This is a genomic window from Acinetobacter sp. ANC 5414 (genome assembly GCF_013004295.1).
Taxonomy (GTDB): Bacteria; Pseudomonadota; Gammaproteobacteria; order Pseudomonadales; family Moraxellaceae; genus Acinetobacter.
The window spans coordinates 163,278-186,363 of the sequence record NZ_JABERM010000010.1 but is presented as its reverse complement, the minus strand read 5'-3'; the positions used below and the strand labels follow the sequence as shown (position 1 = coordinate 186,363).

Sequence of the window (23,086 nt, the reverse complement as noted above, 5' to 3'; positions counted from 1 at the left end):
TGCTTTACCCTTTTAATTCTGCAGATACAATGCCGAAGCCTGCAATCCATTCACTGATTGCTTCATAGACCTGAGTCGTCATTTCGTATTCGCCCAATTCAGAGAGTGCTGCAAAGGCTGCAATCCATGAACGAACTTCCTGACCACCACGGCCACCTTCACGGCGGATTTCAGCTTCAGTCATCGCTTCAATCGCTGCGAAATCGGCATTCTTGAAGGTTTCAAGTAATGCGATATCCCATTCAGCATTTAAAGGCACTGCAACAGAGGTATCCCCTGCTGCCAGTTTTTGACCGACTGCAATGACTTTCGCTTGACGTGCTGTACGTGCTTCAGGACTAGGATTACGACCACAAATCAGGAATTCTTCCACTTCAGGCGGAACAGAACCCATTTGTGGTGTTGGTGGATCATGCGAAAGACCACCTGTTCCTAAAATAAGAACACGTTCATTTTCAAGATTTAAAGATTTGATGAACTGACCAATCGCGCGACCTAAAGCCACTGTACGCTTCGTGGTTGGCATAGGCGCTGCTGCACCATTAATAAATACCGGAATCGTTGGATAACGATCGAGTTGACCCTCGCACAGGAAATGCAAAGGTTGAGTCACCCCATGATCGGCCTGCATGCGGTAAGAATAGGCAACATCTACCCCTTCATCCAATACGCAGCGCACAAGGGCAAGCGCTGTATCTTCAGGCACATTAATCTTGTTGTTCTCTGCACCATAATTCCAGTCGCCTGCGGCTGTGGCACGAATACCCACGCAGAAACTTGGCATTAAGTCGTAAAAGAAACCGTTAAAATGGTCGGGTCCAAAAGTAATAATTAAAGTTGGATCAAAGGCTTTGACTTCAGCTGCCATTTTCTCAAACGCGGCACGAACATTGGTTTCCTGTTCTACACGTTGTGGCGAAGCAAATTCCATTAATGGGCTGTGTGAGGCACAAATAAGTTTAACGGCCATGTTTGACTCCTAAACGGAAGGCAGCCAAAAGGCTGCCGAGTATAGTTCTTTGTATTTAAACGCTTTAACTCTTTAAAGATTTAGTCTTCAAAGAAACCTGCACGCGGCTGACGTAAACCACGAATACCCAAACCACATTCAGCGTTAATTAAAACACCAGTCAGCGGACGGTTATTGGCACGAGACGCCAGCAATACATAAGAACCAGTCATATCTTCAGGTTCTGGTAAGAAATTCAACGGCATGCCACGGGCAATTTTCTCAGGATCACGTGCATCCAGCAGACCAAGATTTTCCTGACCTAACGACGCTGCACCTTTGATATTCACGTTCATGCCTGATGGGGCAACTGCATTGACTCGCACTTTCGGTGCAAGTTCATAAGCAAGTTCTTTCATGATGCCCACGCCCGCATGTTTAGATGCGGTGTAGACTGGACCACCACCCGCTGAATACAATGCAGAGTTAGACAATGTGAAGATGATTGAACCTTCAGATTTCACTAACTCATCCAGCGCAGCTTTGGCACCAAGAATTAACGACTTGGTGTTAATGCCCATGATTTCATCAAAGGCTTTTTCCAGCTGCTCGCCAGAGGTATTCACGATATCAGCGTAGTGATCCCAGATGCCGGCATTACCCACGAAACAGTCAAGCTTACCAAAACGCTCAACGGTCGCTTGAACAGCACGGACATTGTCTTCATAGTTGGCAACATCACCAGCGATTGCAACAATCTTGTCACCAAAGTGTTCTTTCAAAGCATCCACTTTAGCTTGTGAACGTTGCAATACTGCAACCTGCGCACCTTCTTCAAGGAATCGCTCAACTAAAGCCCAACCCAGACCTGAACCGCCACCAGTGATAAGTGCAACTTCGCCTTCTAGCCAACCCATGATTACTCTCCTGCCATCTCTACGAACAATTGACCATCTTCAACAATCACAGGGAAAGTTTTGATTGGATCAGTTGCAGGTAGACATAAAGCTTCACCTGTTTTCAAGCAGAAACGTGCTGAATGCAATGGGCATTCAACCGTACCATCATCTTCAAGATAACCTTCAGACATAGAAGCATTACCATGTGAACAACGGTCATTCATGGCGAAGAACTCTCCGCCATTGTTGAACACTGCAAGTGCTTCAATACCGTTTACGCCGCAATCTACTTTTAGCGCTTCGCCTTCGTCCAATTCATCAACTTGGCAAACAAAAATCTTATTCATTAGAAGAATACACTCAGGTTGTGTGAGTTATAGGTCACTTGATCTAACGTAATTTTACGGTTGAAAATCTGGAAGCCCAAATCACTTTCAACTTTACGGATCTTGTCGTGACGCTTACCACAGTAAATCGTTACGTCTTTCTCTTTTTGCGTACGGTATAACAAATACGTTACGTACACGTCGTATTCGCCTTCAACTTCAGTTGGCTCTACAATCACGTTGCTCACCATGTGAGTAGTACGTGATGGAGGCTCTTCAGCCCAAGCCATACCGGTTTCAAGACGCGCAACACGACGTTCTAAAAGATCTTTGGTGTCGTTAAATACCCAAGTCGTCGGTGGTTCAACTGAACGGCGACGGTCACGGGTTTGTGCATTTGGCGTGGTACGCAGCGTATAAGAAATATCTTCCGCCAACATATCCAGCCAATCACGGAATTTCCAGTCGTCTAGTGCTTTGCCTTCGCGATATAGAAACTGACTAATTTGATGATGAAGTTCTAAACTGATCTGACTCATTTCATTAGCTCCTTCTCGTATTCGTCAGCTGCTTTTTCTACGTCTTCCCATTTTTCATGGATCAATAAATCTGCCCAACGGCGGTACATACCACGTGCTGCAGTTTCAGAGAAAATGTAGTTGGTAATCCCTGGGATACCATCTTCACGTTTTTTCTCGTTACCCAAGCCCATTTCCATAATGAGTGGATTATTACGTGCTTTATAACCACGTAAAACTTTTTGGATTTCAATCCAGTTCTCAGAGTCATCTTGCTCTAGGAAGCCAGCTGGACCGAAGGCACGAGTTGCAGAACGTTCAAATGCTTCTTTCACTTCTTGCGAAGCTTCAGCATCGGCAATACAGAATGCCCACACTTCAGTTTTGTTTGGACCACGTGGGTGCCATACGCGAAGAGTTGCAGTACCGTTCAACCAAGACAGTGTCGGGAACATGGTGTTGTGACCTGCAAGACGCAGTGCACGAACTTCACCCAGACGTTCTTTCACTTCCTCAAAAGTTTCACGGAAGTAGTTGGCAACTTCACCGTCTACCCAAACGTTAGCATCTGGTTTTTCTGTAAAGAAGAAGCCTGAACCATGACCACGTGAACCGTACTGGATCGCGTCTTTAGCCGTTTCCCAAACTGGGCGAGCCGTTTGAGCAGCACCTAATTTCTTGGTCGATTCGTCATCTGGTTTCGCACCCAAAACCTGGATTGCAGATGCGTGAGAGAACAATGCGTGATATTGGTCAGATGCAAACTGTTCAGCTGCAAATTTCCAGTTACATTCGATTTCCCACTTGTGCACACCACCGATGATTTCAGTACCACCTGGACGACGGTCAAGAACACCATCAAGATACCAAGCGATGTCACCCATGTATTCGATCAAGTCAGGTGTGGTTTCATCCCAGCAAGCAAAGATTAAGCCTTTGTAAGACTCAACACGGTTCACTTCAACCAGACCCCATTTTTCTTTGCATGCGCCTTGCGGGAAAGCACGCTCTTCAAGCGGGATGTCTTTCAATGAACCGTCAATACCGTAAGACCAGCCGTGGTATGGGCAAGTGAATGCACGCGTATTACCACAGTCTGCAAAGCTCACACGCATAGAGCGGTGACGGCACTGGTTTAAAAATGCTTTGATTGAGCCGTCTTTTTGACGTGCCACAATAATTGGATCTTCACCCATGTAGGTATTGAAGAAGTCACCAGCCTTAGGAATTTGGCTCTCATGGCAAAGGAACAACCAGGTACGACCGAAGACACGCTCAAGTTCTAATTCGTATAGATCCGGGTCTGTATAGATCGACGGTGAGATACGTCCATTTTGTGCATCGACTAAAGCGTCGATTTCGCGCACATCAATTTTTCCACTCATGAAAAGCTCTCCTGTGACCAGTAACGGCACAAAGTAAATAGACTCAACTTTTAGTGGATAATGGTTTTATAGCGGCTTTTAGTGAAATATTTTTTTTGTTTCAATTAAGATATTTTATGGATTATTAGTAGTGTTATTTCCTATATTAAAATCGTCATGAAAAATGCAAGACCATTTATTTTCTAAATGGCAGAATCATCTTCACGGAATAGTTGTTTATAGATTATACTTCCTCCAAATTATAGTAAGACATTTTTTGGATTACTCATTGGACTGGTTATATGGAATTACGACATCTTCGATATTTTATCACCGTTGCAGAAGAACTGAACTTTAGTAAAGCTGCGTTAAAGCTTTATACCGCCCAACCTTCTTTAAGTCAGCAAATTAAAGACCTTGAAGAAGATGTAGGCGTACAACTGCTCTATCGTACCAAACGGAAAGTTGAACTCACGGAAGAAGGCGCGGTATTTCTAGAACAAGCCCGTTTGACGCTGGCACAGGCAGACAAAGCCATTGCCATGGCACGTCAAGTCTCGCAAGCCAAACAGCAAATGCTGCGTATTGGTTTTGTACCTGTGGCGGAAATGAAAATTTTCCCCTATGTACTACCGAATTTACGTGTGCAAAACCCGGATTTAAAAATTGAATTGCTCAGTCTGAACAACAATGAGCAGATGAAACTATTGAAGAAAGGTGAACTGGATGTCACGTTTACCCGACACAATTCCAATAGTGATGAAATAGAAAGTTTATTTGTTTTACGTGAACCACTTATCTTTATTTTGCCAGAAAACCATCCTTTGGCGAAGTATGAGCGCATTCCAGTTAAGGCATTGAATGGGATCGATTTTATTATTCCTGCTGCTGAACAGTCTTTAACGCTACACAACGCGATTCTGGATTTTGCCAAAGCCAATGGAATTGAATTCAACATTGTGCAAAAAGCAGACAACATCTTGTTTAACATCAACTCTGTAGGCATGGGACTAGGTTGTACCATTCTGCCGGGTTATGTTGCACCCTTGACCACCAGTAATTCTGTCATTCGTACGCTAGATGTTGAGCTTCCTTATCTCGACCTTTATGTGAGTTACCACAAAAACAGTAGCTCTGTCGCTGTACAGAAATTTATTGAATTACTGACCCGAGTGTTTTATCTGAATATCAATCGCGATTGATCAATTTTTTACACATTCACTTTTTTCAATTGAGCACACCATTATTTATCAGAAAAATAATGGTGTCTTTTTTTGCACCATTTTGATTATTTTTCTCTCACATTAGACTGAAGTCTTATAAAAATTCACCGTTTTAAAGCCCCTCATTATGGGAAATAACGTATAACTTTTCTTTCAATCATTTATAAAAATATCTCATAATTAGAAAATTACAACTTAAGTCTAATAAGCCCAGCACAACCTTTTTTAAAATATTTGTAAAAAATAAAGACCAATATAGGGAAAATTATGCAAATAGACCCGCTGCATCGTATAAAAGTAGGTGTTCGATACCACCCTTATTTCTTTTTTACTTTTCCTGCCATCGCTATTTTCTATTATTTTTTGCACTGGCTGACCCCATGGGGCTGGTCTACCTGTCTTTTAATCAGCTGGAATATCGCGATTTATGGCTATTTATTGTTAACCCTAAAGCAATTATGGCATACAGAACATACCAATATTTTGCAACGAGCACGACAACAAGATGCCAGTAAATGGCTGATTTTACTCCTGGTGATCATGACTTTAATCATGTGTTTCATTGCCATCGTTATTGAAATTAATCATTTACCCGCAGATACCACCATTCGAACAGGTCACTTAATCTTATCCATCCTCACCATTAGTTCTGCTTGGTTTTTTATGCATACCATCTTTGCGATTCATTATGCCCATGACTTTTATCTGGCATTGGAAAAACATAAAGATGGCGGACTGGATTTTCCCAAATCACCACAGCCGACATATCCTGACTTTCTGTATTTCAGTTATGTCGTAGGAACTTCAGCGCAAACAGCGGATGTCTCGATTACCACCCAATCTATGCGGGTATTAAACACTTTACACTTGCTGTTGGCGTATGGATTTAACACCACCATTTTGGCCATCAGTATCAATGTGACAGCTAACTTTATTAGCACTTAATTGTTAGGACTTAATTAAAGGCATAAAAAAAGGATGACTGTCGCCATCCTTTTTCATTGTATTCATACAGCGTGATTAAACACCACGAGCTGTTAAATAATTTTTAATTACCGTATTAAATTCTTCAGATTTTTCAACTTGAGACCAGTGACCACATTGGCTGAAGATGTGTGCATCAGCATGTGGAACAATGTTCAATATATCCCATGAACGAGACACAGGAATCACCACGTCTTGTACGCCATGAATCAAAAGTACAGGAACTTTGATTTCTTTCATTTTTTCGAAATCAAGCGGGAATTCGAAACGGTCACGGTCACGTGCGCCAACCACATCCATCAGACGGTCAGACGCGTAATCGTTTTTCGCAGAATCAAAACGTACTTTAACCAGTTCATCAGTGATCAAGTCTTTGTTCACCACAAACATAGACAAGGTTTTCTTGATGCCTTCTTCAGTAAGTACCGGATTTGCATGAGCTTTAAGTGCAGCAGTCTGTTTCGCACCACCAGTACCCATAGACACGATACCCAAAACACGTTCAGGGTAATCAAGTGCCATCTGGAATGCTAACCAGCCACCCAAAGAGTTACCAACTAACCAGGTTTTTTCGATCCCTAAAGCATCTAAAGTACGAATTGCATGATCAACCCAAGCGCGGATACCATAAGCTGTACCTGGTGCAACCACACTTTGACCATAACCGATGGTATCAATTGCGATACAACGTGCTTGCTCACCAATTTGTGGCAAGTTTAACCACCAGTTTGCAGCAGCAGATACGCCTGTACCTGAACCGTGTAAAAATAGAATAGGTGTACCTTCACCAATTTCGTGGTAATGCGTCAACTCGCCTTCAGCGGTTTCAATCCATTTGTCTTCTAAGCCAAAGAATGGATCTGTTTGATAGTCAGGGATTTGAACAGTGCTCATATGGATTCCTCTTACAGTCTTTCGCTTGCGTGTCCCTCTATTACAAGAATTCGACGTCAAGTTGACTCATTAAAATGACTTTTTACATCTTTATATTAACCGTTCAAGACCTGCAAACTGATACAAATTTACGATCAAATCCTATAAAAAAACGATTATTTATGTCTTTGTTTTTATGCAATTAAAATAAAATCATACCCATAATTTGCTTAAGGTATTTCAAGCCAAAATATTGTGAGCTCAAAAAAAAGAGCGACTGATCAACAGTCGCTCTTTTTTCATGCAATGATTTAGAACTTATAGGTATAGGTAGTTGCTACACGATATTCCTTAAGGTCGCTTTTCCAGTCATAGTCAGCATCAATATACATCGCTTGGAAGCCTAAACCTTTCAACTTACCTTCAGGCACTGTGTAGTTCACAATCAAATTCAGCTCATCAGACTTTTGGTCTTTCAAAGTAGTCGTTGGAGATGTTTTCACATCTGCATCTGAACCGATGAAGTACACTGCAGTAGCATTTAAACCTTTCGCACCCAATTCAGAGAAGTCATAACCATAGGTGAATCCCCATGATTTTTCATTCGCATTGGTGAAGGTTGCTACACCCCAGTTTACAAGGTAAGGCTGTGGCACCCAGCCACCCAATGTCGGGAATGCTGTTTCGCCAAACATTTGCTGATAGCCCAACCCGACTGTGTGTGCGCCGTAATTAACTTTTGCACCTGCAGATAATGCCTGGTTATCAATTGGACCATACAGCTTGTCACCTGACTCCGAGTTATCGAAGTAACGGATATGGCTGTCTAATTTAGCTTTTTCACCTAATGTGGTTTTGTAATTCGCACCGACATAATGCTGCTGGTAGATGTCTTTTACATCTGCATACCAGTAGCTTGCACCAATCTCTTTGTTGAATTGATGATCTACACCTGCGATATACATACCGTCGGCAGTTTTACCCGTATCAAACTGACCTGCACCCGGATTGAACTTGGTTAAATCACGAAACTGATTATCATAACGGTTGTTAATGCCATCAATATAAGCAAGGGTTAACTTGGTATCTTTAATGTCTTTAGATTCTAACCATGCACCGCTAAAAGTCGTCAGCAACTGACGTGATGGATCGAAGACCAATACTGGAGATACCGGCAGTAATTCACCGACTTTCAATTCAGTTTGTGAAACCTTGGCTTTTAAGGTCGCACCCACTTTACCAAAATTATCTTTTTGCCCTTTGCCCGGTCCTTCATGCGGTAAAACCCAGTCAGGATTATTGTCACGACCATTCAAACGGAACGCATGCTGAATAAGAAGATCTGCACCAACTTGTACACCGCCACCAATATCTTGATAGCCGGACTTCGCATCCAGGGTAATCCCTTGTGACCATGAACCCCAGTTTTTATCTGGTGTTGCTGCAATCTGACGGTCAAGATAGAAATTTTTGAATTTTAATTGGACTTGGCTATCGTCGATAAATTCTGCATTCGTTGCAGTTGTACCTAGTGTTGCAGCAGCAACACAGATTGCTATCCATAGTGTTTGACGACGCATGGCTCATTCCCAGTGATCAAATTAAGCTATGACACCATCATGCTCAACAATGCAGCCAAAAAAAATCAGACCAGAGTATTAAGATTAAGCGCATTCATCCGGCTTTTTTATTTTTTAAGATTCGCCATCAACGATTGTTAAGAACTTTAAGCAATAAGATATTTTGCCCTAAATTTATTTCATTATTCTTAAAGCCTTGTTCTCTTGTTTATTTTTAAGAAAATATCAGCTTTTGGGCGTTAAATTTTTCTTATTAATCGTTTTTAGGTTTAAGCAGTTTTTAAAGCATCTTAAATAATTGATTATTTTAATATATTTTATATATTTCATGATATTTTTTATCTATAAATAGCAATGTTTAGCCATAAAAAAAGCACCCTCAATGGGGTGCTTTTTAGCACTTAATTTAAAAGAAAAATTTTAAAATTAAGCTTGAGCTTCTTTGGCTTTAGACATGGTCAATGCCAAGTCTTCAATCATGTCTTCCTGACCACCCACCGTACCACGGCGACCCAATTCCATCAGAATTTCACGAGCAGAAACACCATATTTCGCTTCAGCACGTTTAGCAAACAACAGGAATGATGAGTAAACACCTGCATAACCTAAAGTTGCTGCATCACGGTCGGCACGAATCGGTTGCTGCATCATTGGAACAATCAGTTCTTCAGCAATATCCTGAACTTTGAACAAGTCCACACCTGTTTCCATTTGCATACGGTTAGCAACCGCAACAAACAATTCAAGTGGCGTATTACCTGCGCCTGCACCTAAACCGGCAGATGCCAAATCGACACGAGTTGCACCCGCTTGAACCGCTGACACAGAGTTCGCAACGCCCATACCCAAGTTATGGTGACCATGGAAACCGATTTCGATGTCTGAAGCCAAGTTGGCACGTAAAATACCCACACGGTCAGTTACGTCATTCGGCAACATATAACCCGCAGAGTCAGTGACATAGATACAGTTTGCACCGTAAGACACCATTTTTTGAGCTTCTTCGAGAAGTTTTTCTGGAGAAGCCATGTGTGCCATCATCAAGAAGCCCACAGTGTCCATGCCCAGTTTACGCGCAGCAGTAATGTGCTGTTCAGAAACGTCAGCTTCTGTAGAGTGGGTTGCAACACGAATGGTTGCTACACCTACATCGTGAGCCATTTTTAAATGGTCAACCGTACCAATACCCGGAATTAACAGTGCAGATACTTTGGCTTGTTTAAGCTTTGGAATAACCGCTGTTAAATATTCTTCATCCGTTGCAGCTGCAAAACCGTAGTTCACAGAGTTACCGCCTAAGCCGTCACCATGTGTTACTTCGATTAAAGGCACACCAGCATCATCAAGTGCAGTTGCAATTGCAACCATTTGCTCTGGTGTAGTTTGATGGCGCATTGGGTGCATACCATCACGTAACGTCATATCATTAATAATAATTTTTGACATGGTCTGCTCCTTAAGCTTCTGCTTCAGCTTGCGCTGCTTGGTTAGCAATGAGACGTTCTGCAAACATTTCTGCAGTACGTGCAGCAGCTGCAGTCATAATGTCCAGGTTACCGGCATATTTAGGCAAGTAATCACCCAAACCTTCCACTTCCAGGAACATCGAAACACGGTTGCCGTCAAATACTGGACCATTTACAAGTTTGTAACCTGGTACATATTTTTGAACTTCTTTAATCATGGCATGCACAGATGCTGTGATTGCAGCTTGATTAGGTTCGCCTTCAACAAGACAGTGCACAGTGTCACGCATCATTAATGGTGGCTCTGCAGGGTTGATGATGATGATGGCTTTACCTTGTTTCGCGCCACCTACTTGCTCAATTGCACCCGCAGTGGTACGTGTAAATTCATCAATGTTTTTACGTGTACCCGGACCAACCGATTTCGTGGATACCGTTGCGATGATTTCACCATAGTTCACAGCTTGAACACGTGAAATCGCTGCCACCATAGGAATGGTTGCCTGACCGCCACATGTCACCATGTTTACATTCGGTAATTCACCTTGTTCAAGCAAAGCTTCCAGATTTACTGGCGGTACGCAGAATGGACCAATCGCTGCAGGCGTCAAGTCAATCATTTGTACGCCAAGGTCATTCAACTTGCGGCTGTTTTCAGCATGTACATATGCAGAAGTTGCATCAAAAGCAATTTGAATATTGTCTGCTAAAACGTGTGGCAATAAACCGTCCACACCCTCAGCAGTGGTTTTGATACCCATTTTCGCTGCACGCGCCAAACCTTCAGAAGTCGGGTCAATCCCCACCATCCATACAGGTTCTAAAACTTCACTACGTTGAAGTTTGTAAAGCAAATCTGTACCGATATTACCCGGACCGATTAATGCACATTTAATCTTTTTCATTAACGTACTCTCTTAAAATACAGACTTATTCAGCAGCAAATGCAGCAACAACAGAACCAAAGCCTTCAATTTCAACTTTAAATTCATCACCCGGGTGTGCAACAACCATTGGACCCAATGCACCGGTCAATACGATGTCACCCGCCAACAGTGGACGACCACGACGAACCATTTCATCCGCCAGCCAAACCGCAGCGTTTAATGGATTTGCAAGGCAGGCTTTACCTACACCTTGAGAGACCACTTCATCACTACGGGTCATGGTCATTTTGCAGTTCACCAAATCCAGGTTTTCAAGTTTCACTGGACGTGAACCCAAAACAAAAGCCGCTGAAGAGGCATTATCGGCAACAGTATCAATCAGTGAGATTTTCCAGTTTTCGATACGGCTATCCACCACTTCTACCGCGGGCAAGGCATATTCAGTCGCACTGATAATGTCTGCATAGGTATGATGTTCTTTAGTAAGATCTTTATTAATCACCAATGCGATTTCTGCTTCAACTTTAGGCTGAATCAAGAGACCTGCCGGAATTGCTTCGCCATCCCCATACGACATGTCTGCAAACAACATCCCGAAGTCAGGCTGATCTACACCGAGTTGAGCTTGTACAACTTTTGAAGTCAAACCGATTTTGCGGCCGACTAAACGACGTCCTTCGCTTAGGGCACGTTGGGTATTTACTTCTTGAACTGCGTAGGCAATATCTACATCCGCACTTTCACCACCCAGTTGCGGGCGAATCGGTGCAATCGCAGTTTGTGACAACTCAGCTTCTCTAAGCGCTAAGGCGACTGATTCAACAACAGCAGAATTCGACATCAATGTTTCCTTAAACTGCAAAAAATTGGACTTATACCGTGATCGATGGAAATGGAATGAACAATCAGAAAAATTCTATGCAAATGATCAAACCGATCAGCAAATCGGTGCTGCCCATCTTGGAAAAACGTGTATATGTATAAACTGATTTAGAATCTAAAAAATGCGCTTTTTATGCCAATACTTATTTTATTTTTTACAATAGCTATTACCTATAAAAGGAATTCTACTTTTTTGATTGATACAAAGCACTTAGCCTAGATATTGCATGATATCCGAGTCAGCAGCTCTGCAATACAGGTGATTCATTTTAACAATCAATCCCGCCTACGACTAAAAGATGAGAGTATCGCTGTATTTTGGGTAAAAACGACATATTCATTGTTCAATCAACATGATATTTTTAAATAATTAAAAACAAGGACTTAAAATATTAGCAATGAAAATCAGAACACTGTTGTTAACGGCTTTACTCACCCCTTTATGTCATACAGCCTTTGCACAAGATTATCAAAACCAACTCAAAAACAAATATTTAATTTTAAATGGCGCAAGTTGTGCAGGACTAAAATTTAATCCTCAAGCAACCGCTGCGGCCTGGCAAAATGAAATGGAATGTAGTCGTGGCTACTCCAATACCGATGCATGGCGTATTAGCTGGATTACACCAGAAATTTTTATGATGACTGAAGTCATTCGTCCCAATGAAATTTCACCGCCGCGTAATGATCTTTATAAAATTATGAGTATCCAAAATAAAACCGTCACTGTGGTCAATTACTGGACCGGTTGGGGTAACCACAAACCTGATGTGCAAAAATTTAGAATTCAATAAGTTAATTTAGAATTTAATACGTATAAAAAAGGGTGATTTGAAATCACCCTTTTGAGCATCCGATGGATCTTAAACTGCCTGTTTTAAATTCACCTGATTTAAGAGCACCTGATGCAGACTTGCGACATCCTCTGCAATGGCAAGCGGATTATATTGGGCCAGCGTTTCAGGTGTATGCACCCCATAACTCACCCCAATACGTGGCATGGCAATGTTTTGTGCCATTTCCAAGTCATAAGATGTATCACCGACCATAATCGCATTTTCAGCATTGACACCGGTAATGTGCAAAATTTCTGCCAGCATCAGAGGATCAGGTTTAGATTTGGTTTCACTTGCTGCACGGGTCACGACAAAAAGCGCATGACTCTGGGTTTGACTTAACACACGGTCTAAACCTTTACGGCTTTTCCCGGTGGCAACCGCAAGTTTTACCCCCTGCTGCATTAGATCATTCAACAATTCCGCCACACCCTCAAACCATGCATCACCTTTCGAGTTTTCAACATAGTGAGTCGCATAACATTGCAAAATATCAGCGTGCAATTCAGGCACCTCTGGAAATAACACTTGCGCGACTTCCGGTAGACCTAAACCAATGATGCTTTTCGCAGCTTCATGCGTTAAGGGTTGCTGAAATTGCATGGCAGCAAATTTTAGGCTGTCAACAATCTGACCGACTGAATCAAATAAAGTGCCATCCCAATCGAAAATGACAAGTTCTACCGCTTTTTTCATGAATTAATCCAATATTTGATTCAATGCAAAACCTAGCATTTATCTTTAAATCTCTCGGCCTACCTCTTTACCCACGAAAGAGGAATAAAATTTTCAGAGAAAATTCAAAACAAATATCTGCTATGCAATGGCGGCATTCATGTCGCCATTGCATATCGTTTTCACATCATAAATTTTTTAATTGCTCTTGGGTAACGGGACTATTCATCGAATACTCCCGCTGCTTGAGAGAAGAAAATTCAGTCTTGGTCACGATCCGTTAAAACCGGTTCTTTATCTTTCTTCTGTGCACGTAACTGTGCCACCAGACTCTGCATGTCTTCAGGCAATGGCGCTTCAATGGTTTCATAACCCGGAATTTCCAGGCGCAGTGCATGCAAACATAAACGACGTGCTTTCGGACCTTTGTATGCAGTTTCATGACCATATTTTTCATCGCCAATTAAAGGATGGCCAATACTTAAACCATGTACACGAATCTGATGAGTACGACCTGAAAGCGGCGATGCATAGACAAGCGTTGCATGCATAAAGCGCTCAGCCACATTCCACTGCGTTTTAGACTCTTTACCTTCTTTAGAGACGCATACACGACGCTCGCCATTGGCAAGCTCATAACGGTGTAAAGGTGCATCAATCAGTTGACGATCGATCACGACATTGCCTTTCACAATCGCCGCATAGGTTTTTTTAATTTTGTGTTCACGCAGTAAATCTTGCAGGGTTTTTAAAGTGCTGCGTTTTTTACTGATCATCACCAGACCGGAAGTATCACGGTCAATACGATGGATCAGTTCCAGATATTTCTTGCCGGTTGCTGCGCGTAAGCCTTCAATCAGACCATAGGCCACGCCACTACCACCGTGCACGGCAATACCAGAAGGTTTATTCACCACCATCAGGCCTTCATCTTCATAAACCACACGGCTGAGCAGGCTTTGAGCCACTTTGTCCGATACCGGTACCGGTGTTTCATCTTTAGGCTCATAACGAATTGGCGCAACGCGAATTTGGTCGCCAATAGCCAGTTTCGTTTCCGCTTTGATACGCTTTTTATTGACTCGAACTTGTCCTTCACGCATCAAACGATAAATACGACTTTTAGGCACACCTTTAAGCCGGGAAAATAAAAAATTATCGATGCGTTGGCCTGATTGATGCTCGTCCACTTCAAACCAAGTGACACTTTGCCATTCTTGCGTAGAATTCATACAGTTACTATGACCCAAAAAAATACTAAAATTGATTAAAAACTGATCACTTAGGCTATGCTTTACACAAGAAACATAAGCTTAACCCATAGGCAGATGATGCAAGGTTTGATATAGTCAGCGCACGGATACCACCGTTAGTGTGAAAAAATTTAATCACTTCAATATTTTTGGAGCTAAATATTAAATTTCACCATTCACATTAAATACGGAAAGGTCCCTAAAGAATATGCCGACGCCGAAGGCTTATTATATCGGCAAAAAAGCAAACTGTTGCGTTTAATTGTACTTATGTACATAAATCAGTTTGCCCTAAAAAATATGTCGCCAACCTCAAGTTGGTTTTTAAACGTAAACTGATACACATCAGATTAGTCGCACCCTGAAATCGCATTCAGGCTACAACGTTGATGCATTGGATCTGCACATAAAGCAAAGATACGATGATAATTCCGTATCAAGACGCTCTATCTTAATGGAAGGGATGATCTTCAAGCTGCGTGACAGTGAAAGTTACTCACATCTAATGCACCGTTTGTCCGCCAGTGAAGCGTTCAGGTGACTTTAATCGTTTAAAGATTGAAGCCGTATTGCCATCATCAATATGTGAATCAAAAACCGAAGCCCCAAAAAAAGGCCGGTAAAAAAGCTCAGACCACAAGAGTTTATTTGAGATCTGGGTATTGATCCGTAATGTGTGATGTTCGCTACGTGAATAGCGATGTTTTGTTGTGTATCACTATTAGGTGTTACACCCATGAAACGTATGTTGATTAATGCAACACATGCCGAAGAGATTCGCGTTGCACTTGTCACTGGTCAGCGTCTTTACGATTTTGATTTAGAGAATCGTACCCGTGAACAAAAGAAATCCAATATCTATAAAGGTCACGTGACTCGCGTTGAACCTTCTTTAGAAGCTGTTTTTGTTGAGTATGGTGCAGGTCGTCAAGGCTTCCTCTCTATGCGTGAAATCGCAAACTCCTACTACAAGGCAGACCCTCGTCAAACTTCAAATATCCGCGAATTGATCACTGAAGGCACAGAACTTCTGGTTCAGGTGGAAAAAGAAGAACGTGGCAATAAAGGCGCTGCCCTTTCTACCTTTATCTCGCTTGCCGGTCGTTATTTGGTACTTATGCCAAACAACCCTAAAGGTGGCGGTATCAGTCGTCAAATTTCAGGTTCAGTTCGTGAAGAATTGAAAGAAATGTTGGCATCACTGAATATTCCTCGTGGCATGAGCGTAATTGTTCGTACTGCAGGTATTGGCCGTTCACAGGAAGAATTGCAACTTGACTTGCAACACCTTATGGACCTTTGGGCACAAATCCAAACCACAGCAAGTTCTGGTCCGTCACCAATGTTGGTGCATCAGGAAGCTGGCGTAGTCACACGTGCTATTCGTGACTATTTACGTGACGATGTTGCAGAAATTTTAATTGACTCTGAACAAGCGTATACCGAAGCCTATAACTTCGTAAAAGCCGTGATGCCGCGTCAGTTAGAAAAACTCAAAACCTATACTTTAAATGAGCCGTTATTTGCGCATTTTGCGATTGAAAGCCAAATTCAAACTGCCTATGAACGTGAAGTAAAACTTCCTTCTGGCGGTTCAATCGTGATCGACCAAACTGAAGCTTTGGTGTCTATCGACATTAACTCGGCGAAATCAACACGTGGTAGCGACGTTGAAGACACCGCGTTGAATACCAACCTGGAAGCGGCTGAAGAAATTGCACGTCAACTGCGTTTACGTGATATCGGTGGTTTGGTGGTGATCGATTTCATCGACATGACCAAAGACCGCAATCAACGTATGGTTGAAGCAAAACTTCGTGAAGCAACCCAAAGCGATCGTGCACGTATCCAGTTCGGTCAATTGTCTCGTTTTGGCTTAATGGAAATGAGCCGTCAACGCTTACGTCCATCGCTTGAAGAAGCAACCGGTTATGTATGCCCACGCTGTCATGGTACTGGCATGGTGCGTGACTTACGCTCTCTTTCGCTGTCGATCATGCGTAAAGTGGAAGAAATTGCACTGCGTGAACGTCATGGTGAAGTTCAGGTTGAAGTTCCAGTTGAAATTGCAGCATTCTTATTGAATGAAAAGCGTCACACGCTGGTTTATTTAGAACAAACTTCAAATGTACGTGTAACCGTGTTGCCACATCCGCACTTGGAAACACCGCATTACGAAATCACTTATAATGCTGAAGGTTTTGCACCAACCAGTTATGAACGTACCGAAGCAACCCGTTCAAGCGAAAAAGAGTTGGGTTATGAATCTTCTGAATGGCATTTGGAAGGCGAGCAACAAGCTCAAGCTGCCGCGCAAGCGCCTGCTCAGCAACAGGCTAAAAACCAAAACAACAAGCCACAACATCGTCCACAACAAGTGGCTCAAGAAGTACAGCAACAACAGCCAGCTCAAGTTGCGCCTGCTGCTCAAGCTTCAGCAAGCCCATGTGCATGGTTAGAAAACCTGTTTGTGCAAAAGCAAGCGAAAACAGTTGATCAAGCACGTACTGCAAACAATGCTGCTGCTGCCATTGAACAAATGGTAAATCAGGGTGCTGTGAGCCGTGGCCAATTCGGTCAGGTTGCCACATCTGCACCGGCTCCAAGCGCACCGGTTGCAACTGCAAGCAACAATGTCTACTTAACGCCAAATGCAGCTGTAGCTCCAAAACAGGAACAGCGTGAAGTTGCGGATAAGTATTCTGATAGAGAAGAAAAAGCGCAACGTCACAATAAAAAGCGTAACAAGCCTAAAGAGCAACGTGAACAAGTTCAGCACGACAATCAACAAAATCAAGTGCATGAAGAAATTGTTCAGGTTCCTCGTCACGAGCAGCGCCAAGAAGCACGTCAAGATCAGCGCTCAGAACCACGTCAAGATCAGCGCCAAGATCAACGTGACAACAAGCGCCCGACTCGACGTCAACACGTTGAACAACAAGCGTCTGAAACCCAAACAGAGCAAAATGCTGTTCCACGTCGTGACCGCAATAGCACGCAACGTCCAAACCGCCCAAATCGTCACCGCGATCAAAGCGTATTGAACGAACAGACTGCTCCACAGCAAGCCATTGCTGCTCCTGTAGTCAATGAACAACAACCTAAAGTCGAAGTAATTGATACGCCTCGTCAGGATGTTATTCCAACTGCATTGGTGCTGAATGTCGATCAGGCGAAAAGTGAAATTGTCGCGTTAAATGCAACAGCAGCTATTGTTGAAGCACCAATCGCTCAAACTGCAGCTGTCGCTGTTGCAGAAATCAAAGCGCCTGTCGTTGAGAAACCGGTCGTAGCGAAGGAAGAAAAACCAGCTGCAACGACTGAAACTCGCGAGCCACAGCAATCACGTCCTGCTGACAAACGTGCAAGCAACGATCCGCGTATGCGCCGTCGTCAAAAACGTGAAGCTCATGCAAAACAGGCTCAAGCTCCAAAATTGAACCCATCTCAGGTTCCAACTTTGGGTCAATATACAGTGGGCAGCTTAATTCGCCATGTTTATGGTGAAGATTGTTCGGTGCTGATTGAACAATTTGGTTTAATCCCAACCTTCAACCGTGCATTGGTGAAATTCACTGAGCAATATGCGGCGACTATGCTGTCTCAGGCAACTGAAGCGGAAGCACCAGCACAGCCGGTTACACGCGATGTTGCTGTAGTAACCAAAGCTGCACCTGAGGCTGAACCAGCGCCTGTGTTGGACTTAACCCCACCTCGTGCTGTTTCGGACAACCGTGTTGCCAACGATCCACGTGAACGTCGTCGTTTGGCAAAACTTGCTGCGGAACAAGCTTTAGAGCAAGCCAAGCAAGCACATAGCGAACCTGAAGCTGCAAAGAAAGTTGCTGAAACAACTACTGCTGCTGAAGTTGCTCCGGTTACAGAACCAGAAGCTGTGATCGAAGAAGCACCGGTGACGGAAACTCCTGAAGTTGCAGTCGAAGAAGCACCAGTAACGGAAGCTCCTGAAGTTGTAATCGCTCCAGAAGTGGTTGCTGAGCCGATCGAGGAAGCAGTTCAAGCAGCTCCTGTTGAAAAGGCAGTAAAGCCAAAACCGGTTCAATCTGAACTGCCGGTAGAGGTTGCTCAAGACGTACAAGCACTGGCTGAGCCAAAAGCTGATACGGATACCCCTGATGTTGACGATGACGCTGACAAACCTGTCCGCCCCCGTCGTCCTCGCGGTCGTCCACCGAAGAAAGTAACTCCTGCAAATGAGTCATAATTAGCTCTAATGCAGCGACTAAAAAAAACCTAGTCATTTCGGTGACTAGGTTTTTTTTGATACTTTTGTCAAATTAGGTTGATTGCACTAGGATTAAACGATTAAAAAGACAACTGTACAGATGACCGCAAACAAATAGATATATTGGATTATGAAAAATAAATAGGATTCTTATGAACCACAGCACACAGAGCGATCTTATTGGTATTGCTGATGTCGCAGCAAAATTACCCAAATTTATGAGCAAAGTCCCTCATCTATTGAGTGGTCTGAAGCAAGCCTATTTACGCACATCTAACACACCGGCAGGCTTAGGCATCGCCTTTGAAAAAGCCGTAAAACGCAATCCTCACGGTACAGCGTTATTATTCGAAGATCAAAAATTTAGTTATCAAGAACTGAATGAATGGGCCAACCAAATCGGACACTTTTATCTGTCCCTTGGCGCCTGTAAAGGCGATGTCATTGCCGTGATGGTGGAAAACCGCCCTGAACTGGTCGCGACCGTCGTTGCTTTAGCGAAAATTGGCGTGACTGCCGCTTTGGTCAATACCTCGCAAACCGGTAAGGCACTGACGCATAGCATTAACCTGGTGAAACCCATTGCAGTCATTGTTGGTGAAGAATGCCGTCATGCTGTGGAAGAAGTCCGTCAAGACTTAGCACTTGCAGCAGACCGTTTTCACTGGTTTGCAGATCAAGCCACTCGAATTGATGCAGGTACAGCACCAAAAGACTGGGTAAATCTTGCGGATAAAATTGATCATTTTCCCCAATTTAATACCCCGACCACGCATACCATTCAAGGTAAAGATGGTTTATTTTACATCTACACTTCGGGTACCACCGGTTTACCCAAAGCGGTTATTTTCACGCATAGCCGCTGGACTTTGGCCTATGGCACCTATGGGCATGTGTTAAACCTGAATAAAGATGACGTCATGTACGTGACTTTACCGCTCTACCATGCGACGGGGATCGTGGTTTGCTGGTGTGGTGTCATTGCAGGCAGTGCCACACTGGCATTAAGACGAAAATATTCAACCTCTGCTTTCTGGAAAGATGTGCAAAAATTTGATGTCTCAGCAATTGGCTATGTCGGTGAATTGTGCCGCTATCTGATGGATGCGCCTGTATCTGAACTTGAACACGGTCATCGTGTGAAAAAAATGATCGGTAATGGCATGCGCCCGAATATCTGGGACAAATTCAAGGCACGTTTTGGTATTGAAGAAATTCTTGAACTCTATGCTTCAAGCGAAGGTAATGTCGGTTTCAGTAACGTATTTAACTTTGACAACACCGTCGGCTTCTCCCCTACACCTTATGCCATTGTTGAGTTTGATAAAGAAAGCAATGCTCCGGTGAAAGATGCCAAAGGCTGGTGCAAGAAGGTCAAAAAAGGTGAAGTCGGTTTATTGATTGGCAAGATTACCCGTCGCTCACCCTTTGATGGCTATACTGACCCTGAAAAAAATAAATCCGTCATCATGAAAGATGTGTTTAAACATGGCGATGCATACTTCAATACGGGCGATCTGGTACGGGATATTGGCTTCCGTCATGCTCAATTTGTGGACCGTTTAGGCGACACATTCCGCTGGAAAGGTGAAAATGTATCTACCACTGAAGTGGAAAATGTAGTCAGCGAATATGAAAAAATTGCTGAAGCTGTCGTGTATGGGGTGGAAATCCCCAACACCAACGGTCGGGCTGGCATGGCGGCAATTACGCTGGCAGAGGGTACAGAATTAACCGCAGAAGATTTAAAGCAAATGGCAACCGAGTTTAAAAAATGCTTGCCTGCTTATGCTGTTCCGGTGTTCTTACGCGTTCAAACACAGGTGGAAACCACCGGTACTTTTAAATACCAAAAGAACAAGTTAAAAGAACAGGCTTTTGATCCCCATAAAACCGATGAACGCCTGTTGGTTTTACTGCCGAATGTTCCGGAATATTGTGATTTAACGGCAGAAATATTCAACAACATTCAAGCCTATCAATACCGTTTCTAATTCAAAACGTATGTTTTTTGACTAGATAAAGCAAATTTGTTGCATTTATAATCAAACATCAACAAGTTTGCTAATTTTTACTTGCGCTCGTTTAATAACTTGCTACAATACGCCCATCAAAACGAAGTGGTGTTTAGAAAATACTATATTTTCTTGCACTGTGCATCCAAGCAATGCTTGAATGTTGGTTTCGGGCCGTTAGCTCAGTTGGTAGAGCAGTGGACTTTTAATCCATTGGTCCCGCGTTCGAGTCGCGGACGGCCCACCACTTATTTTGATTATCTTGGGCCGTTAGCTCAGTTGGTAGAGCAGTGGACTTTTAATCCATTGGTCCCGCGTTCGAGTCGCGGACGGCCCACCAAGATTCTAAAGAGCTTCTCTATAGGGAAGCTTTTTTACTTCTCAGATATTTTCTCTGAAAATATGGGCCGTTAGCTCAGTTGGTAGAGCAGTGGACTTTTAATCCATTGGTCCCGCGTTCGAGTCGCGGACGGCCCACCATATCTTTCTTAAGGCTTCTTTCTGTACTCAAATAGAAACGAAACCTGCAAATATTCCGACCAAGACAAACCATACCCCTTCGGTAGATTCGCCACTCTCGAAATTTTGCTATATCGATGTTGCAAAATAAAGTGCTTTAATGCACCTTTAAAAATCATAGATTTTTTCTTGCACTCGGGTGAAACGTTGTTTCACTAATCCTCGTTCAGGGTTGTTAGCTCAGTTGGTAGAGCAGTAGACTCTTAATCTATTGGTCGAGGGTTCGAGCCCCTCACAACCCACCAAATTTAATCCTCATTATTCCAATAAATTTTAATTTTATGCAAAAAAAAAAATACTCCATATTGGGAGTATTTTTTTTGCTTAAATTTTAGGATTCACTGCTTTTCACTGGCGTACTTTCTTTGACTAAACGATATGCCTGTTGGGGAAATGGATGACCTTCAGCAAAATATTGTTTATTTTGTTCTGAAGCATTGGCAATTTTATCTAAATCCATTTGCAAGCTCTGATCTTGATTCACATTATAGAAAAACTTGACCCCATTTGATCGATGCAAAATCACTTGATGATGCTCTTCATCATAAGACCAAGAATCTTTATGATAATAAGAGTCCGAATCAAATGTAATTTGGCCTAAATGGATAATGCTGCTATGTGCGGTACCATCTGCTAATAAATTGATAATCAAATCTCCACTCCCCTCTTTGCATTTCATCAAAGGATCAGCACAGCTAATCGAACTCTGATAACGCCCCACATAGGGTTCAGCATTTTCTGGAATTTTTTTCTGGATAGCGGTTGTAGTATCTACAGGCATGGTGGCCTTTCCGGCTACCTCAGTCAGTTTTTTGCCTTGGGTATTGGCAGCAGCGGAATTAACCAGCTGATTTTCGGATTCAATTTTTTCAGCGATAGAATCTTCTAGTGGCTTATTACAGCCCACAAGACCCAATAAGACACTCACCAGGATACATCTACGATAATCTGCTTTTAGAAACATTTACTTACCCCGAAATCATAAATTTTCTTTAGCTGCGTATGGGTACATTCAATTATTTATTGGATAAGTGATCTTGATATTCATGCCATTGCATCATAATACAATTTATATATTTAGTTGATTTTTATTGATATAAATCAACTTTTTCAAGATAAACATATTTTACGTCGCAGTACAGAGATCAGACATAGCCAGTTACATAACTTAACTATTTTCTATGCTGTATCACTTTAAAAAGTTTTTTTGATCACCATTTTCTAATTATGAATGAGTTGTTTTAACTTCATATATTTTCTAATTTTAAGGAGACATAGATGGCCAATGTTGGTTTATATCGCTCTAACCGACAGAATATGATTGCAGGTGTGATGGGTGGTATTGCTGAACGATTTGGTTGGAATGCAAATTTACTCCGCATTATATTTGTACTTGTTTCTGTTATGAGCGCAGCATTTCCAGGAATTTTAGTCTATTTGGTTTTATGGCTCATCATGCCTAAAAAACAGTTTCAAATAGATGCTGGATCAGGCTATCAGAATCCGGTTCGGACGGTAAATCAGAACTCTAATCCTTACCGTTAATAGTTTACCGTTTTATGCTACGGCTCCTACCCCAATGAGTCGTAGC

19 protein-coding genes and 4 tRNA genes are annotated in these 23,086 nt (G+C 42.7%); 10 read left to right on the top strand and 13 right to left on the bottom strand.

Annotation, left to right across the window (positions count from 1 at the left end; all coding sequences use genetic code 11):
- Positions 1-4 precede the first annotated feature (4 nt).
- The 5 genes from HLH18_RS06645 to hcaE form a co-directional block, all read right to left on the bottom strand.
- Positions 5-970 (bottom strand): 3-carboxyethylcatechol 2,3-dioxygenase, encoded by a 966-nt coding sequence (locus HLH18_RS06645; protein ID WP_171528379.1) that lies wholly within the window; start codon positions 968-970, stop codon positions 5-7.
- 80 nt (positions 971-1,050) lie between these two features.
- Complete coding sequence (gene hcaB, locus HLH18_RS06640; protein WP_131287640.1) at positions 1,051-1,866, bottom strand: 3-phenylpropionate-dihydrodiol/cinnamic acid-dihydrodiol dehydrogenase; 816 nt, start codon at positions 1,864-1,866, stop codon at positions 1,051-1,053.
- A 2-nt stretch (positions 1,867-1,868) separates the two neighbouring features.
- Positions 1,869-2,195, bottom strand: a complete 327-nt coding sequence (hcaC, locus tag HLH18_RS06635) for a 3-phenylpropionate/cinnamic acid dioxygenase ferredoxin subunit (RefSeq protein WP_067722172.1) — start codon at positions 2,193-2,195, stop codon at positions 1,869-1,871.
- On the bottom strand, positions 2,195-2,713 hold the full coding sequence (gene hcaF, locus HLH18_RS06630) for a 3-phenylpropionate/cinnamic acid dioxygenase subunit beta (RefSeq protein ID WP_067722174.1): 519 nt from the start codon (positions 2,711-2,713) through the stop codon (positions 2,195-2,197). Before hcaF ends, hcaC begins: the two co-directional genes overlap by 1 nt.
- Positions 2,710-4,077 (bottom strand): 3-phenylpropionate/cinnamic acid dioxygenase subunit alpha, encoded by a 1,368-nt coding sequence (gene hcaE, locus HLH18_RS06625; RefSeq protein ID WP_131287647.1) that lies wholly within the window; start codon positions 4,075-4,077, stop codon positions 2,710-2,712. Before hcaE ends, hcaF begins: the two co-directional genes overlap by 4 nt.
- A 281-nt stretch (positions 4,078-4,358) precedes the next feature.
- Between hcaE and hcaR the strand changes: the two genes are divergently transcribed.
- Positions 4,359-5,258: a DNA-binding transcriptional regulator HcaR gene (hcaR, locus tag HLH18_RS06620; protein ID WP_131287650.1), complete on the top strand. Its 900-nt coding sequence runs from the start codon at positions 4,359-4,361 to the stop codon at positions 5,256-5,258.
- Between the two features lie 288 nt (positions 5,259-5,546).
- Positions 5,547-6,224 (top strand): DUF1345 domain-containing protein, encoded by a 678-nt coding sequence (locus HLH18_RS06615; RefSeq protein ID WP_171528380.1) that lies wholly within the window; start codon positions 5,547-5,549, stop codon positions 6,222-6,224.
- 75 nt (positions 6,225-6,299) lie between these two features.
- Here HLH18_RS06615 and HLH18_RS06610 read toward each other — a convergent pair whose 3' ends face one another.
- The 5 genes from HLH18_RS06610 to mhpD all read right to left on the bottom strand — a co-directional run bounded on the left by HLH18_RS06610 (position 6,300) and on the right by mhpD (position 11,910).
- Complete coding sequence (locus tag HLH18_RS06610; RefSeq protein WP_171528381.1) at positions 6,300-7,157, bottom strand: alpha/beta fold hydrolase; 858 nt, start codon at positions 7,155-7,157, stop codon at positions 6,300-6,302.
- A gap of 290 nt (positions 7,158-7,447) precedes the next feature.
- Positions 7,448-8,716 (bottom strand): OprD family outer membrane porin, encoded by a 1,269-nt coding sequence (locus tag HLH18_RS06605; RefSeq protein ID WP_171528382.1) that lies wholly within the window; start codon positions 8,714-8,716, stop codon positions 7,448-7,450.
- Between the two features lie 426 nt (positions 8,717-9,142).
- A complete protein-coding gene (gene dmpG, locus HLH18_RS06600; protein WP_171528383.1) occupies positions 9,143-10,162 on the bottom strand; it encodes a 4-hydroxy-2-oxovalerate aldolase in 1,020 nt (339 codons plus the stop codon).
- Positions 10,163-10,172: 10 nt separating this feature from the next.
- A complete protein-coding gene (locus tag HLH18_RS06595) occupies positions 10,173-11,087 on the bottom strand; it encodes an acetaldehyde dehydrogenase (acetylating) (protein WP_171528384.1) in 915 nt (304 codons plus the stop codon).
- Between the two features lie 25 nt (positions 11,088-11,112).
- Positions 11,113-11,910, bottom strand: a complete 798-nt coding sequence (gene mhpD / locus HLH18_RS06590; RefSeq protein ID WP_171546228.1) for a 2-keto-4-pentenoate hydratase — start codon at positions 11,908-11,910, stop codon at positions 11,113-11,115.
- Between the two features lie 439 nt (positions 11,911-12,349).
- Between mhpD and HLH18_RS06585 the strand changes: the two genes are divergently transcribed.
- Positions 12,350-12,745: a hypothetical protein gene (locus HLH18_RS06585; RefSeq protein WP_171528386.1), complete on the top strand. Its 396-nt coding sequence runs from the start codon at positions 12,350-12,352 to the stop codon at positions 12,743-12,745.
- 69 nt (positions 12,746-12,814) lie between these two features.
- On the opposite strand, the gene HLH18_RS06580 is transcribed toward HLH18_RS06585, so the two are convergent.
- Complete coding sequence (locus HLH18_RS06580; RefSeq protein WP_171528387.1) at positions 12,815-13,483, bottom strand: HAD-IA family hydrolase; 669 nt, start codon at positions 13,481-13,483, stop codon at positions 12,815-12,817.
- Between the two features lie 239 nt (positions 13,484-13,722).
- Positions 13,723-14,694: an RluA family pseudouridine synthase gene (locus HLH18_RS06570; RefSeq protein ID WP_131287678.1), complete on the bottom strand. Its 972-nt coding sequence runs from the start codon at positions 14,692-14,694 to the stop codon at positions 13,723-13,725.
- Between the two features lie 757 nt (positions 14,695-15,451).
- Between HLH18_RS06570 and HLH18_RS06565 the strand changes: the two genes are divergently transcribed.
- The 6 genes from HLH18_RS06565 to HLH18_RS06540 all read left to right on the top strand — a co-directional run bounded on the left by HLH18_RS06565 (position 15,452) and on the right by HLH18_RS06540 (position 21,740).
- Positions 15,452-18,940 carry an Rne/Rng family ribonuclease gene (locus HLH18_RS06565; protein WP_171546227.1) on the top strand — a complete coding sequence of 1,163 codons (3,489 nt, stop codon included), beginning with the start codon at positions 15,452-15,454 and terminating at the stop codon, positions 18,938-18,940.
- A 173-nt stretch (positions 18,941-19,113) separates the two neighbouring features.
- Entirely contained in the window at positions 19,114-20,955 is a 1,842-nt protein-coding gene (locus tag HLH18_RS06560; RefSeq protein WP_171546226.1) for a long-chain-acyl-CoA synthetase, read from the top strand.
- A gap of 192 nt (positions 20,956-21,147) precedes the next feature.
- Positions 21,148-21,223 (top strand) — tRNA-Lys (locus tag HLH18_RS06555).
- Between the two features lie 17 nt (positions 21,224-21,240).
- Positions 21,241-21,316: transfer RNA gene (locus HLH18_RS06550), tRNA-Lys, on the top strand.
- Positions 21,317-21,380: 64 nt separating this feature from the next.
- A tRNA-Lys gene (locus tag HLH18_RS06545) sits at positions 21,381-21,456 on the top strand.
- A gap of 208 nt (positions 21,457-21,664) precedes the next feature.
- A tRNA-Lys gene (locus HLH18_RS06540) sits at positions 21,665-21,740 on the top strand.
- 86 nt (positions 21,741-21,826) lie between these two features.
- Here HLH18_RS06540 and HLH18_RS06535 read toward each other — a convergent pair.
- Positions 21,827-22,459 (bottom strand): hypothetical protein, encoded by a 633-nt coding sequence (locus HLH18_RS06535; RefSeq protein ID WP_214647286.1) that lies wholly within the window; start codon positions 22,457-22,459, stop codon positions 21,827-21,829.
- A 314-nt stretch (positions 22,460-22,773) separates the two neighbouring features.
- On the opposite strand from HLH18_RS06535, the gene HLH18_RS06530 reads away from it, so the two are divergent.
- A complete protein-coding gene (locus tag HLH18_RS06530; protein WP_171546225.1) occupies positions 22,774-23,040 on the top strand; it encodes a PspC domain-containing protein in 267 nt (88 codons plus the stop codon).
- The last annotated feature ends 46 nt before the right edge of the window (positions 23,041-23,086 follow it).

What these genes read in the sequence shown, in the direction of transcription:
- HLH18_RS06645 (WP_171528379.1), bottom strand. Translation starts at nt 970, where the DNA reads ATGGCCGTTAAACTTATTTGTGCCTCACACAGCCCATTAATGGAATTT.
- hcaB (WP_131287640.1), bottom strand. Translation starts at nt 1,866, where the DNA reads ATGGGTTGGCTAGAAGGCGAAGTTGCACTTATCACTGGTGGCGGTTCA.
- hcaC (WP_067722172.1), bottom strand. Translation starts at nt 2,195, where the DNA reads ATGAATAAGATTTTTGTTTGCCAAGTTGATGAATTGGACGAAGGCGAA.
- hcaF (WP_067722174.1), bottom strand. Translation starts at nt 2,713, where the DNA reads ATGAGTCAGATCAGTTTAGAACTTCATCATCAAATTAGTCAGTTTCTA.
- hcaE (WP_131287647.1), bottom strand. Translation starts at nt 4,077, where the DNA reads ATGAGTGGAAAAATTGATGTGCGCGAAATCGACGCTTTAGTCGATGCA.
- hcaR (WP_131287650.1), top strand. Translation starts at nt 4,359, where the DNA reads ATGGAATTACGACATCTTCGATATTTTATCACCGTTGCAGAAGAACTG.
- HLH18_RS06615 (WP_171528380.1), top strand. Translation starts at nt 5,547, where the DNA reads ATGCAAATAGACCCGCTGCATCGTATAAAAGTAGGTGTTCGATACCAC.
- HLH18_RS06610 (WP_171528381.1), bottom strand. Translation starts at nt 7,157, where the DNA reads ATGAGCACTGTTCAAATCCCTGACTATCAAACAGATCCATTCTTTGGC.
- HLH18_RS06605 (WP_171528382.1), bottom strand. Translation starts at nt 8,716, where the DNA reads ATGCGTCGTCAAACACTATGGATAGCAATCTGTGTTGCTGCTGCAACA.
- dmpG (WP_171528383.1), bottom strand. Translation starts at nt 10,162, where the DNA reads ATGTCAAAAATTATTATTAATGATATGACGTTACGTGATGGTATGCAC.
- HLH18_RS06595 (WP_171528384.1), bottom strand. Translation starts at nt 11,087, where the DNA reads ATGAAAAAGATTAAATGTGCATTAATCGGTCCGGGTAATATCGGTACA.
- mhpD (WP_171546228.1), bottom strand. Translation starts at nt 11,910, where the DNA reads ATGTCGAATTCTGCTGTTGTTGAATCAGTCGCCTTAGCGCTTAGAGAA.
- HLH18_RS06585 (WP_171528386.1), top strand. Translation starts at nt 12,350, where the DNA reads ATGAAAATCAGAACACTGTTGTTAACGGCTTTACTCACCCCTTTATGT.
- HLH18_RS06580 (WP_171528387.1), bottom strand. Translation starts at nt 13,483, where the DNA reads ATGAAAAAAGCGGTAGAACTTGTCATTTTCGATTGGGATGGCACTTTA.
- HLH18_RS06570 (WP_131287678.1), bottom strand. Translation starts at nt 14,694, where the DNA reads ATGAATTCTACGCAAGAATGGCAAAGTGTCACTTGGTTTGAAGTGGAC.
- HLH18_RS06565 (WP_171546227.1), top strand. Translation starts at nt 15,452, where the DNA reads ATGAAACGTATGTTGATTAATGCAACACATGCCGAAGAGATTCGCGTT.
- HLH18_RS06560 (WP_171546226.1), top strand. Translation starts at nt 19,114, where the DNA reads ATGAACCACAGCACACAGAGCGATCTTATTGGTATTGCTGATGTCGCA.
- HLH18_RS06535 (WP_214647286.1), bottom strand. Translation starts at nt 22,459, where the DNA reads ATGTTTCTAAAAGCAGATTATCGTAGATGTATCCTGGTGAGTGTCTTA.
- HLH18_RS06530 (WP_171546225.1), top strand. Translation starts at nt 22,774, where the DNA reads ATGGCCAATGTTGGTTTATATCGCTCTAACCGACAGAATATGATTGCA.